Genomic DNA, 16604 nt, shown 5'->3' with positions numbered 1-16604 from the left:
TGCCTTGATGCGAGAAACATTCGTTTGACACGCGAATGGTTTTCGTTTTTACTTCAGAAACTTTCGATTTGTGCTGTTGCGCAAATCGACGACGGCGCACGGGGAGGGGTAAAGTGGGCCAAACACATCACGACCTTTTCGTGATTGGCGGCGGGATCAACGGCTGCGGCATTTGCCGGGATGCTGCTGGACGCGGCTATTCGGTGGCGCTGGCGGAGATGGGCGACTTTGCCTCTGGCACGTCGTCTGGGGCGACGAAGCTGATCCATGGGGGCTTGCGCTATCTGGAGCATTACGAGTTCCGGCTGGTGCGCGAATCGCTGATGGAGCGCGAGGTGCTGTGGGCGATGGCGCCGCACATCATCTGGCCGCTGCGCTTCGTGCTGCCCTATCACAAGGGCGGCATCCGGCCGGCCTGGCTGATCAGGCTGGGGCTGTTTTTCTACGACCATCTTGGCGGCCGCAGGCTTTTGCCGCCGACCGCCGTGCTGAACCTGCGCCGCGATCCGGCGGGCCGGCCGCTGAAGCCGGTGTTTGCCAAGGCCTTCGAATATTCCGACGGCTGGGTCGACGATGCCCGGCTGGTGGTGCTCAACGCCCGCGATGCCGCCGACCGCGGTGCGCTGATCATGCCCCGCACCAAGGTGGTGGCGGCGCGGCGCGACAACGGCCTGTGGGAAATCGACAGCTGCGATATGCTGACCGGCGAAAGGCGCCGGCATCAGGCCCGCATGCTGGTCAATGCCGCCGGTCCCTGGGTCGACCAGGTGCTGCGTGCAGCCCTTGGCGAGACCGAGGCCCGCCATGTGCGCTTGGTGCAGGGCAGCCACATCGTCGTCAAGAAGAAGTTCGAGGGGCCGCGCGCCTATTTCTTCCAGAACCCCGACAACCGCATCATCTTCGCCATCCCCTACGAGGACGACTTCACGCTGATCGGCACCACCGACCGCGACTATAGCGGCGATCCCAAGGACGTGCGCATCTCTGCGGAGGAGACCGGCTATCTCTGCGCCGCAGCCAGCGAATATTTCAACGCCCCGGTGACCCCGGACGACATCGTCTGGAGCTATTCGGCGGTGCGGCCGCTCTATGACGACGGCGCCTCGAAGGCACAGGAGGCGACGCGCGACTATGTGCTGCAGCTCGAAGGCAAAGGTGGCGAGGCGCCGCTGCTCAATGTCTTCGGCGGCAAGCTGACCACCTACCGGCGGCTGTCGGAGCATGCGCTGGAAAAGATCGGCGAGGCAATCGGCAAGAAGGGCGGCCCGTGGACGGCGAGGAGCCATCTGCCGGGCGGCGATTTCCCGGTCAAGGGCTATGCGGCCGAGGTGAGCAAGCTGAAAGCGGACTATCCGTTCCTTGCCGAGGCCCATGCCCGCCGGCTGGTGCGCCGCTACGGCACGCGCGCCGCAAGCCTGCTCGCAGAGGCTAAATCTATCGCCGATCTCGGCCACTGCTTCGGTTCCGATCTCTACGAGGCCGAGGTCCGCTATCTCGTCCGCAACGAATGGGCCGTCACCGCTCAAGACATCCTGTGGCGAAGGACCAAGAACGGGCTATATCTGCAATTGGATGAAGTACAGAAATTGGAGGAGTACATGGCCGCGATCCCTGCGCAACTTGCGGGATGAAGCGCCATGTCGTCCCCGTCGTGAGGAGGCACGGGAACCGGAATGCTTGAATTGCGGAATGCCGCTAAGATGGTGGGTGGTGAATACCATATTCACCCGACCGATCTGACACTCGAACGGGGTACGCTGAACGTCCTGCTGGGACCGACGCTCTCCGGCAAGACGTCGCTGATGCGCCTCATGGCTGGTCTTGACCGTCCAACCAGCGGCTCCATCCATTTCGATGGCGCCGATGTGACCGGCGTGCCGGTGCAGAAGCGCAATGTCGCGATGGTCTACCAGCAATTCATCAATTACCCCGCATTTACCGTCTATGAGAATATCGCCTCACCGCTCAGGATCGCCGGCCGGGACGCAAAGACGATCGATGTGGAAGTGCGCAAGGCGGCAGAACTCCTGAAGCTGACACCTTATCTCGAGCGTACTCCGCTCAACCTGTCGGGCGGGCAGCAGCAGCGGACCGCGCTTGCGCGCGCCCTTGTCAAGAATGCAGGTCTCGTGCTGCTCGACGAACCGCTTGCCAATCTCGACTACAAGCTGCGCGAGGAACTGCGCCAGGAACTGCCGCGGATATTTTCCCAGTCGGGCGCGATTTTCGTCTATGCGACGACGGAACCTTCGGAAGCCTTGCTGCTCGGCGGCAATACCGCGACCCTCGATCAGGGAAGCGTGACGCAATTCGGTCCGACGATTTCCGTCTATCGCCGGCCCACCGATCTGGTGACGGCCAAGACCTTTGCCGACCCACCGCTGAATTTCATTTCGGTTTCGAAAGCAGGCGCGAGCTTTCAGCATAATGGCCTAATCGGTATTCCGGTGCCGGCACATCTTGCGGCAATCGCGGACGGTCCGGTCACGATCGCGTTTCATCCGCATCATCTTGCGCTGGAACCACAGACCGCTGATGCGCCCAAGCTTCGCGCCAGAACGCAGATTTCCGAAATCACCGGCTCCGAGAGCTTCGTGCATCTGGATTACGAAGGGGTGCGCTGGGTTATGCTAGCGCACGGCATTCATGATATCGAGCCGGATACGGATGTCGACGTGTTCCTGGACACGCGTCATCTGATGGCGTTCGGCGAGAACGGCCGCGCCATCGCCGCCACGCGGCTAGCGGCATAGGGGGACAGAATGGCACGGATCACGCTCGACCATATCCGCCACGCCTACGGACCCAATCCGCAGACGGACAAGGACTATGCCCTGAAGGAAGTCGATCATGAGTGGACCGACGGCGGCGCATATGCGCTTCTTGGTCCGTCAGGATGCGGAAAGACAACGCTTCTCAACATCATCTCCGGTCTGCTGCAGCCTTCGCACGGGCGCATCCTGTTCGGCGGCCAGGACGTAACGATGCTATCGACGCAAGCCCGCAACATCGCGCAGGTTTTCCAGTTCCCCGTTATCTACGACACGATGACGGTCTACGACAATCTCGCTTTTCCGCTTCGCAACCGGGGTGTTTCGGAGGTCGACGTCGATCGGCGCGTTCGCGAAATTCTCGAGATGATCGATCTTGCGGACTGGGCCAAGCGCAAGGCGCAACGGCTTACGGCCGATCAGAAACAGAAAATTTCGCTTGGCCGCGGTCTGGTGCGAAACGACGTCAACGCCATTCTCTTCGATGAACCGCTGACCGTTATCGATCCGCACATGAAATGGGTGCTGCGGTCGCAGCTGAAGCGGCTGCACAAGCAGTTCGGTTTCACGATGGTCTATGTAACCCACGACCAGACGGAGGCGCTGACCTTCGCCGAGAAGGTCGTCGTCATGTATGAGGGAGAAATCGTGCAGATCGGCACGCCGGCGGAACTATTCGAACGCCCGAGCCACACGTTTGTGGGTTATTTCATTGGCTCGCCGGGGATGAATGTCATGCCGGCGGAAGTTGCCGGCAATACCGTCAAGATTGGCAGTGAGACGATCAATCTCGGCTACGCGCCGAAAACGAATGGTGCGGCCAAGATCGAACTTGGCATCCGTCCCGAATTCATCCGCCTCGGCCGTGAAGGCATGCCCGTCTCGATTTCGAAGGTCGAGGATATCGGCAGGCAAAAGATCGTTCGCGCGCGGTTTGCGGATCAGCCGATCGCCATCGTCGTGCGGGAAGATGTGGAAATTCCAGCGGATGCGCGCGTCAGCTTCGATCCGGATGCGATCAGCATCTACGCCGGTTCGTGGCGGGTCGGCAGGGAGGGCTGATCATGGAAAAGACCTGGAACAACAAGGCCTGGTTTCTCGTCCTGCCGGTATTGCTGCTCGTCGCGTTTTCGGCGGCCATTCCGCTGATGACGGTCGTGAACTATTCCGTTCAGGACACCTTCGGCAACAACGAGTTCTTTTGGGCCGGCACCGACTGGTTCGACGACATCCTGCATTCCGACCGCTTCTGGGAAGCCCTGCAGCGAAACCTGCTGTTCTCCTTCATCATCCTGGCGCTTGAAATCCCGCTTGGCATCTTCATCGCGCTCAACATGCCCAAAAAAGGCATTGGCGTTCCCGTCTGCCTCGTGCTGATGTCGCTTCCCCTCCTCATCCCGTGGAATGTGGTCGGCACGATCTGGCAGGTCTTCGGCCGTGTCGATATCGGCTTGCTCGGCCACAGCCTGGAAGCGATGGGGCTCGACTACAACTATGTCCGCGACCCTATCGATGCGTGGATCACGATCATCATCATGGATGTTTGGCATTGGACGAGCCTTGTCGTGCTGCTCTGCTATGCCGGTCTCGTTTCGATCCCGGAGGCGTACTATCAAGCTGCGAAGATAGACGGCGCTTCGCGCTGGTCCGTCTTCCGCTATATCCAGTTGCCGAAGATGAAGCGCGTGCTGCTGATTGCGGTCCTCCTGCGCTTCATGGACAGCTTCATGATCTATACCGAACCCTTCGTTGTCACCGGCGGCGGACCGGGCAATTCCACGACATTCCTTTCCATCGATCTCGTGAAGATGGCGGTCGGCCAGTTCGACCTCGGACCTGCAGCCGCCATGTCGATCGTCTACTTCCTGATCATCCTGCTGCTCTCGTGGATATTCTACACGGTCATGACCAGCAGCGACGCGAATTCATGAGGAGAGGGTCATGGAAACCACGATGAAATACAAACCCGCCGGCAACTTCTCCTGGGTCGTCTCGACGATCTATATCGTCTTTCTGCTGCTGCCGATCTATTGGCTGATCAATATGAGCTTCAAGGAGAATGCCGAGATCACCGGCGCCTTCTCGCTCTGGCCGCAGAACCCGACACTCAGGAACTACAGGGTGATCTTCACCGATCCCTCCTGGTACAATGGCTATATCAATTCCATCATCTACGTCGTGATGAACACGGTGATCTCGGTGCTTGCAGCGCTCCCGGCGGCCTACGCCTTCTCGCGCTACCGGTTTCTCGGCGACAAACACCTGTTTTTCTGGCTGCTGACGAACAGGATGGCACCGCCGGCCGTCTTCGCGCTTCCTTTCTTCCAGCTCTATTCGGCGTTCGGCCTCATCGACACGCATGTTGCCGTTGCTCTGGCGCATTGCCTTTTCAACGTGCCGCTGGCGGTGTGGATCCTGGAAGGCTTCATGTCGGGTGTGCCGAAGGAAATCGACGAGACTGCGTATATCGACGGCTATTCGTTCCCGCGCTTCTTCGTGAAGATCTTCATGCCGCTGATCGCAAGCGGGATCGGCGTCGCAGCCTTCTTCTGCTTCATGTTTTCGTGGGTCGAACTGCTTCTTGCCCGCACGCTGACGACCACGGCTGCAAAGCCGATCTCGGCGATCATGACGCGCACCGTGTCGGCGGCCGGCATGGATTGGGGCGTGCTGGCTGCTGCCGGCGTGCTGACGATCGTGCCGGGCGCGCTCGTCATTTATTTCGTCAGGAACTATATCGCCAAGGGCTTTGCTCTTGGACGCGTTTGAGGGAGATTGATATGAACTTTTCCTGGATGGCGTGGACGCTGCCCACGGCACTGTTCTTCCTGACGATCCTCGTGCTGCTGATCGGCATGAGCGTGTGGGAATATTTCGCGCCGGGGGGCTCGCCGCGGGTCGGCGTGCTGCGTTTCGAAACGACGCGCGGTGACCGGCTTTTCATTTCGCTGCTCGGTGCAGCATTCATTCATCTCGCATGGCTGGGCCTTGTCGGGCCCAACCTGTGGTGGGCTCTTGCCCTCGCCGTAGTCTACGCCATCGGCGTGTTCCGCTACGTGTGACGGCAGGGTAATACAGATGGCCGGGGGACTGGCCGCCTGAGACGTGAAGACTGCAATCGCAAACCCTGGGAGGATATTATGCGACGGCATTTACTAGCGACAACAGCAGGCATCTTGCTGGCCATGGCGGGCTCCGCCTATGCCGGCATGGATGAGGCGAAAGCCTTTCTGGACAAGGAAGTCGGCGATCTCTCGACGATTTCCCGTGCGGACCAGGAAAAGGAAATGCAGTGGTTCGTCGATGCGGCAAAGCCTTTCGCCGGCATGGACATCAAGGTTGTCTCCGAAACGATCACAACGCACGAATATGAATCGAAGGTGCTGGCACCAGCCTTTACCGCCATCACCGGCATCAAGATCGCCCACGATCTGATCGGCGAAGGCGACGTCGTTGAAAAACTGCAGACGCAGATGCAGTCAGGCGAAAACATCTACGACGCCTACATCAACGACTCGGACCTCATCGGTACGCACTGGCGCTATCAGCAGGCACGCAGTCTGACCGACTTCATGGCGAACGAGGGGAAGGACGTCACCAATCCCAACCTCGACATCGACGACTTCATCGGCAAGTCCTTCACGACGGCGCCGGACGGCAAGCTCTATCAGCTGCCCGACCAGCAGTTCGCGAACCTCTACTGGTTCCGCTACGACTGGTTCAACGACGAGAAGAACAAGGCAGACTTCAAGGCGAAGTACGGCTACGACCTCGGCGTGCCGGTCAACTGGTCGGCCTATGAGGACATCGCTGAATTCTTCACCGGACGTGAGGTCGGTGGTAAGAAGGTCTATGGCCACATGGACTACGGCAAGAAGGATCCGTCGCTCGGCTGGCGCTTCACCGACGCCTGGCTCTCCATGGCCGGCAACGGCGACAAAGGCATTCCGAATGGCAAGCCGGTTGACGAATGGGGCATCAAGGTAGACGAGAACTCGCGTCCAGTCGGCTCTTGCGTCGCACGCGGCGGCGACACCAACGGTCCTGCAGCCGTCTATTCGATCCAGAAGTATCTGGATTGGATGAAGGCCTACGCTCCGGCGGCAGCCCAGGGCATGACCTTCTCCGAATCTGGCCCGGTTCCGTCGCAGGGTGAGATCGCCCAGCAGATGTTTACGTACACGGCCTTCACCGCGGACTTCGTGAAGCAGGGCCTGCCGGTCGTGAACGAGGACGGCACGCCGAAGTGGCGCTTCGCCCCGTCGCCGCACGGCGTCTACTGGAAGGACGGCATGAAGCTCGGGTACCAGGATGCCGGCTCCTGGACGCTGATGAAGTCGACCCCGGACGATCGTGCCAAGGCCGCCTGGCTCTATGCTCAGTTCGTCACGTCGAAGACGGTCGACGTGAAGAAGAGCCACGTCGGGCTGACGTTCATTCGCGAGTCCACCATTCGTGACAAGAGCTTCACCGAACGCGCTCCGAAGCTCGGCGGTCTGGTCGAGTTCTATCGCTCGCCCGCCCGCGTGCAGTGGTCGCCGACGGGCACCAACGTGCCGGACTATCCGAAGCTCGCACAACTCTGGTGGCAGGCGATCGGCGATGCTTCGTCGGGCGCGAAGACCCCCCAGGAAGCCATGGATTCGCTTTGCGCCGAGCAGGAAAAGGTACTGCAGCGCCTTGAACGCGCCGGCGTCCAGGGCGATGTCGGCCCGAAGCTCGCCGAAGAGCAGGATCTCGAATACTGGAACAAGGATGCCGTCGCAAAGGGCAACCTCGCTCCGCAATTGAAGGTCGAGAACGAGAAAGAGAAGCCGGTAACGGTCAATTACGACGAACTGGTCAAGAGCTGGCAGTCGAACTGATCGTCATCGGGGCGGGTCGGAAGAAACGAGGCTTCCGGCCCGCCCTGCAATGGCCGCCGCGACCCGTATGCTTACGATATGCGCTGCGTCATCGCAGCTTGCCAGCGGATCTCTACCAAAGCACGCCAATCGCATTTCTGGCCGCCATAACGCCTTGCGTAAGCGCCGATACTCCAGTCCCACGCGTCCTGCGTATCCTCTCTCAAACAGCCAGTTGAGGCGGTGCGCCAGATCGATGCTGCCGGAGCCGGGTTCGTTGCGACCCGGGTGGTCTGCGACGTGTACATGAAACACGCGCGAAATCCGGTCGCCGACCACATCCTCGGTTCGCTCATCCATCACCGCCGAATGGTAGATATCGTAGACGATCCCGATTTCGGGGCGATCGATCTCGTCAGCGATGTCGAGGCCTTCGCGGGTGGATTCCAGAAAATAACCGATATGGTCGATGCGGGTGTTCAGTGGCTCGACGCCGAGGCGCACACCCGTGCCCCTCAGGACATCGGCGCCGGCGCGCAGCGCAGCCGTCAGCGCAAGGCGCTGCTCCTGGCGCGAGCGGCCGGGGAGATCGTCACCTGCCTGTGCAATGAGGATAGGAGCGGCGAGCCTCTGGGCGACCTTTACCGACGCGGCCAGTCCTTCCAGCCACGTTTGCTTGTTGGTGGCATCTGTCAACGGAATCATCGGCTCTGTCACGATGCTGGATACGGCGAGGCCGGTCTGCTTGAGGGCAGCGCAAATCGCGCCGAGATCCTTGTCCGTCCAACGCCAGAACTCGATTGCCGGCAAACCGGCCTTCCTGGCGCGGTAGATGCGGTCTTCGAAACGGTCACCGGGTTCGGCGAACAGCCATTCGATGCAGGCTGAGTATTGGCGCATGATGGTCCCTCCCTGGTGCCTTAGTAACGCGTCAAATGCCTGCAGGCGGCAATGCGGATTTAACGGCTTCCATCGGTCGAGCAGATTGCGGCGGCATCACGATAAACAACCGGTGCTTTTGCTCCATCCGGGAACAAGCCGCGTATTTCGGGCGTTTCCAGCGCATAAAATTCAAGGGCGCTGGATAGCGAATGACCGATTTGCGAGCCGTATCCGATAAACGTAAGACAGCCAAAGCAATTGATTATATCACGACGGTCGCGCGCCGCCGCACCGCTCTTCCGGTCATTCCGGGCGGCATTATCCGCAACGGACGAAACGTCTGGCGAACTGGCAAAGCGGACAAGGCGGCTTTTCTGGTTGACGGCGCTGCCTATTTCGCGGCGCTTGATGAGGTTCTGCGACAGGCAAGACATTCGATCTGGATCATCGGCTGGGATTTCAATCCCGATATCCGGCTGAGGCCACATCAAAGCTCGGAAACGCTCGGCGAACTTCTGCTGGCGCTTGCCGATGAAAATCCATGGCTGCAGATCCGGATATTGATCTGGGGCATGGGACCGGTCTATTCCGGCAAATCCTTGAAGCTTTTCAAGGAAAACGGCTTCTCCACACATCCGCAGATCAGCCTGCGTTTCGATCTGCGCCATCCTCTGCGTGGCTGCCACCATCAGAAACTGGTTTCCATCGATGACAGCATCGGTTTCCTCGGCGGTGTAGATTTGACCGCCCGGCGCTGGGATGAGCCTGATCATCGGGCCGACAATCCGCTTCGAAAGGCTCCGGACGGTGTGCCATACGATCCTGTGCATGATATGCAGTCGATGGTCTCAGGCAGCGCTGCGCGGCTGATCGGCGACGTGTGCCGCCGGCGGTGGAAGCAGGCGACCGGCAAGCTGGTCGAAGTAACTCCGCAGGGCGGCGTGTCATGGCCGCATACGCTCCCGCCGGAAATGGAGAATGTGACGGCGGCGATTGCACTCACCGAGCCAGGATGGATCGGCAAACGCGGGCGGTTTGAAGCCTTTCGGCTGACGCGCGATGCCATTAATGCGGCAAGGAAATACATCTATATCGAGACCCAATATCTTGCCTCCTTCGGCGTGGCGCGAGTCATCGCGAAACGCCTCAAGGAGGCAGATGGCCCGGAGATTGCTGTTCTGGTTACGAAGAGTTCACACGGACTGATCGAAAAGCTGGCAATGGGCCACAACCGGGACCGGCTGATCCGCAGGCTGAAGCGCATCGATCGCCATGACCGGCTGCGCGTGATGTACTCGGTGGTCCCGGACGGAAAGGGGGGCGAGCAGGAGGTTGTCATCCATTCGAAGCTTATCATCGTCGACGACCGTTTCATTCGCATCGGCTCTTCGAATCTCAACAATCGTTCGGAGGGACTCGATACGGAATGCGACCTGGCGATCGAGGCGGAAAGTGCTGCTCACCGGCGGGCGATAACGTCGTTTCGCCACCGGCTGATTGCCGAGCATCTCGATGCGACGAGCGAAGCTGTCAAAGAAATGGAGACGGCGAAGCGGTCCTTGCTCAATGCCATAGAGGCGCTGAACATCCGCAAGCGCGGCCTTCGCCACTTTGCGATCGATATCGCGAAAGGCGAGACATCGCCGATGATCGGAACTGCTTTCGTGGACCCCCGGCGACCTTACCGGCCGCTACAGAAGCTGCGTCTGCGCATGAGCCGACTGTTGAGAGCGATCTTTTGACGGTATCTGCTTTGGTTTCGGAATGACGACTTCGCTGATCGCGAAGACCGGCAGGCCGATCAGCAGCGGAATCAGAAAATAAATCACCCTGAAGGCCACCAGTGCCCCTATCGAGGCGGCGCCGGGCAGGACATAGCTGACCGTGGCCTCGATGACGCCTAGACCGCCAGGCACGTGGGTAACGAGGACAGCGATATTGGCGAGCACGTATGCCGTCGCCGTCTGCACGTAGCTCGCCTGGCCTTGTACGGCGAGCATCTGATGCAGGCAGGCTGCGACGAAGATGAAATTCACCGTGCCGATGACGACCTGGCCCAATGCGAGCTTCAGGCGGGGCATTTCGAACGACCATTTCCAAAGATGCAGCGGCATGCGGACGATGGCGGACAGAATGACATAGACTACGGGCAGACTAAGACAGGCGCAGCCAAGCGCGAACAGACTGGCCGGGCCGAGTTTCAGGAGATTTGCGGCATCCTGCGGATTGATGATGAGGGCGATGCCCGCAAGGGCCGAAAGGCCGATGCCTACGGTCACGCCGCAAAACAGGATGACCTTTGCAACTTCTTCGGCATTCAAGCCCCAGCGAGAATAGAAGCGGTAGCGCACAGCGCCGCTGCTCAGCGCTGCAAAGCCAAGATTATGGCCGATCGAGAGGCTGGTGAACGAGGCAATGGCGGCCCTCGGATAGCTCAGCGGCCTGCCGGCGTAGCGCAGCGCCAGCCAGTCGAAGCCGGTCAGGCAGAGGTAGGAGGCGGCCGCAAAGCCGAGGCCCCCGAGAATGCGGGCTCCCGGTATCGTGCGGATCGATTCCAAGACGTCGCTCAAGGTGTAACGGCTGAAGACCCTGTAGAGAAGATAGGCCGCAAGCATCAGGCAGAGAACCAGAGCTACATTGATAAGCACGCGCTTGATGGACATCAATGCCCCGTTTCGTTGGAGTTCCGGAGATGGAACGAAACAGGCTGAAAGCAAGTTCCCCCGGGATGAGCACATTCTCCTCCGTTCTGCCGGAATCGACCGGCAGCGAGCTGAAAATCCTGACCTACAATGTGCATAGCTGCATCGGCACCGACCGGCGGATCGAACCAGCGCGCATCGCCGATGTGATCGCGCAAACCGGCGCGGACATCATTGCGCTGCAGGAACTGGATGTCGGCCGCAAGCGCACGGGCGGTATCGACCAGGCACATGCGATCGCTTCGCTCTTGAAGATGCAGGCCCACTTTCATCCGGCGCTGCATGTCGAGGAGGAGCAGTACGGCGATGCCATCCTGACAGCCATGCCGACCCGGTTGATGAAAGCCGGGCCGTTACCCTCCGTAGGCGAGATGCGGGGGGCGATATGGGTGCAGATCGAAATGGCTGGAATTCATCTGAACTTGCTGAATACGCATCTTGGCCTGCGCGGCATCGATCGGATGCGGCAGGTGACGACGCTGCTCGGCAGGGAATGGATTGGAAGCCAGAAATTCCAGGCGGCTCCCGCGATCATCTGCGGCGATCTCAATGCTGTCCCGTCATCGCCGGCTTACAAAATGCTGGCGCGGCATTTCCGCGATACGCAGCTGCTCGCCGCGCGGCGCCCCCGCCCGACCTATCCCTCCCGGCTGCCGATCCTGCGGATCGACCATATTTTCGTATCGGATGGGATTGGCGTGACATCTGCGACGGTCACCGCGACACCACTCGTGCGCCGGGCCTCGGATCACCTGCCGCTGCTGGCTACCATATTGCCGGGTGCGGCAATCACGCGAAGGGAAATCTCGTTCTAAGCGGTCACTGGAAGCGCCTGCCGAAGTTAAATATTTTCAATAATTTATACAATAAAGGCCGATTTTTCTCACGAGTCGAGAAAGACTTGACGCCGCTCGTTTTATAACGCTTTAAATTATCAACCGTGACTGGGAGAGTTGCGGGGCATGTTTGCCGCTTCGACTGCGGGAGACATCGGCGGACGAGGAGGGTCTCGCCGCTTTACTTGCGAACGGGAGGAATATCATGCGCAAGTTTTTGGGCTCGGCAGCCGTTGCTGCCGTGATGATGGCAGGTACTGCGGCCTACGCGGCCGACGTGAAGGAAGTCCAGATGCTGCACTGGTGGACGTCCGGCGGTGAAGCTGCGGCGCTCAACGTGCTGAAGGAGGACCTCTCCAAGGAAGGCTTTGCTTGGAAGGACGTGCCGGTGGCCGGCGGTGGCGGCGATGCTGCCATGACCGCGCTCAAGGCGATGGTTGCGGCGGGTACCTATCCGACCGCCTCGCAGATGCTCGGCTATACGGTGCTTGACTACGCGCAGGCAGGTGTCATGGGCGATCTCACCGAGACCGCTACGAAGGAAGGATGGGACAAGTCTGTTCCCGCGGCTCTTCAGAAGTTCTCCGTCTATGACGGCAAATGGGTTGCTGCTCCGGTCAACGTGCACTCGGTCAACTGGCTTTGGATCAACAAGGCCGTCATGGAAAAGATCGGCGGCACGGAGCCGAAGACTTTCGACGACCTGATCGCACTGCTTGAAAAGGCCAAGGCTGCAGGCGTCATTCCGCTGGCGCTTGGTGGTCAGAACTGGCAGGAAGCGACGATGTTCGATTCGATCGTGCTCTCCACTGGCGGGCCGGAATTCTACAAGAAGGCCTTCAACGACCTCGACGAAGAGTCGTTGAAATCAGACACGATGAAGAAGTCCTTCGACAACCTTGCCAAGATCAAGGAATATGTCGACCCGAACTTCTCCGGCCGTGACTGGAACCTGGCGACCGCCATGGTAATCAAAGGCGATGCACTTGTTCAGGTCATGGGCGATTGGGCCAAGGGCGAATTCGTGGCGGCGAAGAAGACGCCGGATACCGATTTCCTTTGCTACCGCTTCCCGGGCACGGACGGCAGCGTGATTTACAACTCCGACATGTTCGGCATGTTCAATGTGCCGGATGACCGCAAGGCCGCGCAGGTCGCGCTTGCCACAGCCACGCTCTCCAAGAGCTTCCAGTCGGCCTTCAACGTCGTCAAGGGCTCGGTGCCTGCGCGCACCGACGTTCCCGATACCGACTTCGATGCTTGCGGCAAGAAGGGTATTGCCGACCTCAAGGCCGCCAATGAAGGCGGCACGCTGTTCGGCTCGCTGGCCCAGGGCTATGGCGCTCCTCCAGCGGTTGCCAATGCTTACAAGGACGTCGTGTCCAAGTTCGTTCATGGACAGATCAAGACCTCTGATCAGGCCGTGGAAGAGCTCGTCAAGGCAATCGACGACGCCAAGTAACTTGCCATCGATCAAATAGGATCCTTCCCCGCGCCGGCGGGGGAGGCGTTTTGCCACAGATACGGCCCTGGGAGGGGACGATTTTATGAACACTGTCGCGACCCCCGAGATCAACCTGACGACGGAACGCAAAATAGGCAATTCCATCCGCTCCCGCCTGCAGGATGTCCTGCCCAAGATCGTGCTGGCGCCGAGTTTCGCCGTCACTGTGATCTTTGTTTATGGTTTCATCGTCTGGACCGCCTATCTGTCCTTCACCAATTCCAAGACATTCCCATCCTATGTGCTGACAGGACCGCGCGCCTATCAAAGGCTATGGCGCTGGACGTTTGAGACCGATCCGCCGTCGAGCTGGTACACCTCGATTACCAACATGGGAATTTTCGGCTTTCTCTATGTCGGAATCTCTCTGGCGCTCGGCCTGTTCCTGGCAATTCTGCTTGACCAGAAGATCCGCGGCGAGGGCTTGCTGCGACCGATCTACCTCTATCCGATGGCGCTTTCCTTCATTGTCACGGGCGTTGCCTGGAAGTGGTTTCTTGATCCGGGCCTCGGACTTGAGCAGACACTGCATCAATGGGGATGGACGAGCTTCCATTTCGATTGGATCAAGAACAAGGACTTCGTCATCTACACCGTGGTGATCGCCGGCGTCTGGCAGGCTTCCGGTTTCGTCATGGCGATGTTTCTCGCGGGTCTGCGTGGCATCGACGGCGAGATCATGAAAGCCGCCCAGATCGACGGGGCAACGACCTTTCAGCTCTACAGGCGCATCGTCATCCCGATGCTGCGACCGGTCTTCCTGTCGGCCTTCATCGTACTCGCCCATATGGCGATCAAGTCCTATGACCTAGTCGTCGCGCTGACGAGCGGCGGTCCCGGTGGCTCGGCCTGGCTGCCTTCCAATTTCATGTATGAATACACCTTCAAGCGAAACGAAATGGCCGTCGGTTCTGCGAGCGCGATCATCATGCTGATGACGATCTCGGCGATCATCGTGCCCTATCTCTACTCCGAACTGAGGGAGAAGGCGCGATGAGTACCGTTGCCTCTTCAGCAACTGCCATTTCGCAAGGCGGAAATGGACGCCGGTGGATCACTCGCACCGTCATCTACAGCCTGCTGGTGATCTTCGCGATCCTTTATCTGATGCCCCTCTTCGTGATGCTGGTCACCTCGTTCAAGACCATGGACGAGATCCAGAACGGCAACATGCTGGCGTTGCCTCAGTCGCCGACCTTCGAGCCTTGGTTGCGGGCCTGGGGCGAGACCTGCGTCGGCCTGACCTGCGCCGGCATCAAGGGCTATTTCTGGAACTCGATCAAGATGGTCGTTCCTGCCGTTGCAATCTCCACCATCATGGGCGCGCTCAACGGCTATGTGCTTACCAAATGGCGCTTTCCCGGCGATAAGCTTGTGTTCGGGCTGATGCTGTTTGCCTGCTTTATTCCGTTCCAGTCGGTGCTGCTGCCGATGGCGACGATCCTCGGTGCACTCGGCCGCTTCGGTGCCACGCTCCAGAACGCCACGGGCATGAGCTTCGGCTTCGGCAATCCGACCGTCAATCTGGTCTTCGTGCATGTCGTTTACGGCTTGGGCTTCACGACGCTGTTCTTCCGCAATTTCTACGAGGCCTTTCCGACTGAACTGGTCAGGGCCGCACAGGTTGACGGCGCCAGCTTCTTCCAGATTTTCCGTCGCATCATGCTGCCAAATTCATTGCCGATCATCGTCGTCACGGTGATCTACCAATTCACCAATATCTGGAACGACTTCCTGTTCGCTTCCGCCTATGCCGGCACCGGTGAATCCATGCCGATGACGGTGGCGCTAAACAATGTCGTGAATACCTCGACCGGTGTGGTCGAATATAATGTCAACATGGCCGCTGCGATGATCGCCGCCGTGCCCACGCTCATCGTCTATGTCCTCGCCGGCCGCTACTTCGTCCGCGGTCTGATGGCGGGCGCCGTCAAAGGGTAATCCATGGCTTTCCTTGAAATATCCGGTCTTAAAAAGCGCTTCGGCGCCGTCGACATCCTCAAGGGGATCGATCTGGAGCTTGAAAAAGGCGGCTTCCTCGTGCTGGTCGGTCCATCCGGCTGCGGCAAGTCCACTTTGCTCAACACCATTGCCGGCCTTGAGTCGATTACCTCGGGCGATATCCGCATCGATGGCCGAACCATTAACGGTCTTCATCCCTCCAAGCGCGACATTGCCATGGTGTTCCAGTCCTACGCGCTCTATCCGAACATGACGGTGGCGGGAAACATTTCCTTCGGCATGGAGATTCGCGGCGTGCCGAAGGACGCGCGTGCAAAGGCGATCAAGGAAGTGGCCGACATGCTGCAGATCGGCCATCTGCTCGACCGCAAGCCAAGCCAGCTTTCGGGCGGTCAGCGCCAGCGCGTTGCGATGGGCCGCGCGCTCGTGCGCAATCCGCAGGTCTTCCTCTTCGACGAGCCGCTGTCGAACCTGGATGCCAAGCTGCGCGTCGATATGCGCACCGAGATCAAGCGCCTGCATCAGCGTATGAAAACGACGATCGTCTATGTCACGCACGACCAGATCGAGGCGATGACGCTGGCAACCAAGATCGCCGTACTGAAGGATGGCGTGCTGCAGCAGTTCGGCACACCCGCCGAAATCTACAACAGCCCGTCCAATATCTTCGTTGCCGACTTCATGGGATCGCCGGCGATGAATCTCCTCAACGCGACGCTGGAAAACAGCGCCGGCGGCCTGCAGGTTTCACTCGACCGGCCGAACGCCGAAGCCTTAAAGCTGCCGGTTCCGGCCGCAAGCAAGAGCCTCGCCTCCTATGCCGGCAAGAAGGTGATCTTCGGCATTCGCCCGGAAGCGCTGACCGATCCGGACGGCGCCGACCGCAAGGCAAAGTCGCTGGCGGAAGGCGACTGTGCGATCGAGGTGGTCGAGCCCGCAGGCTCGGACACTTTCGCCGTGACGAAGCTCGGCGGCAAGTCGGTCATTGCGCGGCTGCGCGCCGATGCCGGTATTCAGCCTGGTCAGAGCACGCGCCTTGCCTTCAATCTCGACAAGGCGGTGTTCTTCGATCCGGAGAGCCAGCTCCGGATCGCATAGCGTCC

Annotated in this window: 14 protein-coding genes and 1 pseudogene; 13 read left to right on the top strand and 2 right to left on the bottom strand. The window is 59.7% G+C overall.

What is annotated here, in order from left to right; all coding sequences use genetic code 11:
• Window positions 1–113: 113 nt before the first annotated feature.
• The 7 genes from glpD to ISN39_RS16870 all read left to right on the top strand — a co-directional run bounded on the left by glpD (window position 114) and on the right by ISN39_RS16870 (window position 7636).
• Entirely contained in the window at window positions 114–1631 is a 1518-nt protein-coding gene (glpD, locus tag ISN39_RS16900; protein WP_194728277.1) for a glycerol-3-phosphate dehydrogenase, read from the top strand.
• 42 nt (window positions 1632–1673) lie between these two features.
• A complete protein-coding gene (locus tag ISN39_RS16895; protein WP_194728276.1) occupies window positions 1674–2753 on the top strand; it encodes an ABC transporter ATP-binding protein in 1080 nt (359 codons plus the stop codon).
• 9 nt (window positions 2754–2762) lie between these two features.
• The gene (locus ISN39_RS16890; protein WP_194728275.1) at window positions 2763–3833 is read left to right on the top strand and encodes an ABC transporter ATP-binding protein; all 1071 of its coding nucleotides are present in this window, start codon (window positions 2763–2765) and stop codon (window positions 3831–3833) included.
• Window positions 3834–3835: 2 nt separating this feature from the next.
• Complete coding sequence (locus tag ISN39_RS16885) at window positions 3836–4702, top strand: sugar ABC transporter permease (RefSeq protein WP_074069776.1); 867 nt, start codon at window positions 3836–3838, stop codon at window positions 4700–4702.
• Between the two features lie 10 nt (window positions 4703–4712).
• Window positions 4713–5540: a carbohydrate ABC transporter permease gene (locus ISN39_RS16880; protein WP_074069775.1), complete on the top strand. Its 828-nt coding sequence runs from the start codon at window positions 4713–4715 to the stop codon at window positions 5538–5540.
• A gap of 11 nt (window positions 5541–5551) precedes the next feature.
• The gene (locus tag ISN39_RS16875; RefSeq protein ID WP_027507881.1) at window positions 5552–5833 is read left to right on the top strand and encodes a DUF2160 domain-containing protein; all 282 of its coding nucleotides are present in this window, start codon (window positions 5552–5554) and stop codon (window positions 5831–5833) included.
• Between the two features lie 78 nt (window positions 5834–5911).
• Window positions 5912–7636 (top strand): ABC transporter substrate-binding protein, encoded by a 1725-nt coding sequence (locus ISN39_RS16870; RefSeq protein ID WP_039846210.1) that lies wholly within the window; start codon window positions 5912–5914, stop codon window positions 7634–7636.
• 144 nt (window positions 7637–7780) lie between these two features.
• Here the strand turns inward: ISN39_RS16870 and ISN39_RS16865 are convergent.
• Window positions 7781–8515 (bottom strand): annotated as a pseudogene (locus tag ISN39_RS16865) (TIM barrel protein); the annotation flags it as partial.
• A 191-nt stretch (window positions 8516–8706) separates the two neighbouring features.
• Between ISN39_RS16865 and ISN39_RS16860 the strand changes: the two are divergent.
• Window positions 8707–10239 carry a phospholipase D-like domain-containing protein gene (locus ISN39_RS16860; protein WP_194728273.1) on the top strand — a complete coding sequence of 511 codons (1533 nt, stop codon included), beginning with the start codon at window positions 8707–8709 and terminating at the stop codon, window positions 10237–10239.
• Here the strand turns inward: ISN39_RS16860 and ISN39_RS16855 are convergent.
• Complete coding sequence (locus tag ISN39_RS16855; RefSeq protein WP_194728272.1) at window positions 10189–11160, bottom strand: lysylphosphatidylglycerol synthase domain-containing protein; 972 nt, start codon at window positions 11158–11160, stop codon at window positions 10189–10191. The two genes, ISN39_RS16860 and ISN39_RS16855, sit on opposite strands and share 51 nt — an antisense overlap.
• Window positions 11161–11225: 65 nt before the next feature.
• On the opposite strand from ISN39_RS16855, the gene ISN39_RS16850 reads away from it, so the two are divergent.
• The 5 genes from ISN39_RS16850 (at window position 11226) to ISN39_RS16830 (ending at window position 16599) form a co-directional block, all read left to right on the top strand.
• A complete protein-coding gene (locus tag ISN39_RS16850; RefSeq protein ID WP_194728271.1) occupies window positions 11226–12014 on the top strand; it encodes an endonuclease/exonuclease/phosphatase family protein in 789 nt (262 codons plus the stop codon).
• Window positions 12015–12240: 226 nt separating this feature from the next.
• On the top strand, window positions 12241–13497 hold the full coding sequence (locus ISN39_RS16845) for an ABC transporter substrate-binding protein (protein WP_022715993.1): 1257 nt from the start codon (window positions 12241–12243) through the stop codon (window positions 13495–13497).
• A gap of 85 nt (window positions 13498–13582) precedes the next feature.
• The gene (locus ISN39_RS16840) at window positions 13583–14536 is read left to right on the top strand and encodes a sugar ABC transporter permease (RefSeq protein ID WP_194728270.1); all 954 of its coding nucleotides are present in this window, start codon (window positions 13583–13585) and stop codon (window positions 14534–14536) included.
• Window positions 14533–15480: a carbohydrate ABC transporter permease gene (locus ISN39_RS16835; RefSeq protein WP_194728269.1), complete on the top strand. Its 948-nt coding sequence runs from the start codon at window positions 14533–14535 to the stop codon at window positions 15478–15480. The genes ISN39_RS16840 and ISN39_RS16835 overlap by 4 nt, the downstream gene beginning before the upstream one ends.
• 3 nt (window positions 15481–15483) lie before the next feature.
• Window positions 15484–16599 carry an ABC transporter ATP-binding protein gene (locus ISN39_RS16830; RefSeq protein ID WP_194728268.1) on the top strand — a complete coding sequence of 372 codons (1116 nt, stop codon included), beginning with the start codon at window positions 15484–15486 and terminating at the stop codon, window positions 16597–16599.
• Window positions 16600–16604 lie beyond the last annotated feature (5 nt).

The sequence above is a fragment of the Rhizobium sp. 007 genome, from assembly GCF_015353075.1.
GTDB lineage: Bacteria > Pseudomonadota > Alphaproteobacteria > Rhizobiales > Rhizobiaceae > Rhizobium.
The sequence above is the reverse complement of the archived record's forward strand: the minus strand, read 5'-3'. Positions and strand labels throughout refer to the sequence as shown.

Bases quoted from the DNA above. Each gene is read 5' to 3' on its own strand.
- ISN39_RS16835 (WP_194728269.1), top strand. From the start codon at position 14,533: ATGAGTACCGTTGCCTCTTCAGCAACTGCCATTTCGCAAGGCGGAAAT.
- ISN39_RS16880 (WP_074069775.1), top strand. From the start codon at position 4,713: ATGGAAACCACGATGAAATACAAACCCGCCGGCAACTTCTCCTGGGTC.
- ISN39_RS16855 (WP_194728272.1), bottom strand. From the start codon at position 11,160: ATGTCCATCAAGCGCGTGCTTATCAATGTAGCTCTGGTTCTCTGCCTG.
- ISN39_RS16850 (WP_194728271.1), top strand. From the start codon at position 11,226: ATGAGCACATTCTCCTCCGTTCTGCCGGAATCGACCGGCAGCGAGCTG.
- ISN39_RS16845 (WP_022715993.1), top strand. From the start codon at position 12,241: ATGCGCAAGTTTTTGGGCTCGGCAGCCGTTGCTGCCGTGATGATGGCA.
- ISN39_RS16860 (WP_194728273.1), top strand. From the start codon at position 8,707: ATGACCGATTTGCGAGCCGTATCCGATAAACGTAAGACAGCCAAAGCA.
- ISN39_RS16840 (WP_194728270.1), top strand. From the start codon at position 13,583: ATGAACACTGTCGCGACCCCCGAGATCAACCTGACGACGGAACGCAAA.
- ISN39_RS16895 (WP_194728276.1), top strand. From the start codon at position 1,674: ATGCTTGAATTGCGGAATGCCGCTAAGATGGTGGGTGGTGAATACCAT.
- ISN39_RS16830 (WP_194728268.1), top strand. From the start codon at position 15,484: ATGGCTTTCCTTGAAATATCCGGTCTTAAAAAGCGCTTCGGCGCCGTC.
- ISN39_RS16875 (WP_027507881.1), top strand. From the start codon at position 5,552: ATGAACTTTTCCTGGATGGCGTGGACGCTGCCCACGGCACTGTTCTTC.
- ISN39_RS16885 (WP_074069776.1), top strand. From the start codon at position 3,836: ATGGAAAAGACCTGGAACAACAAGGCCTGGTTTCTCGTCCTGCCGGTA.
- ISN39_RS16890 (WP_194728275.1), top strand. From the start codon at position 2,763: ATGGCACGGATCACGCTCGACCATATCCGCCACGCCTACGGACCCAAT.
- ISN39_RS16870 (WP_039846210.1), top strand. From the start codon at position 5,912: ATGCGACGGCATTTACTAGCGACAACAGCAGGCATCTTGCTGGCCATG.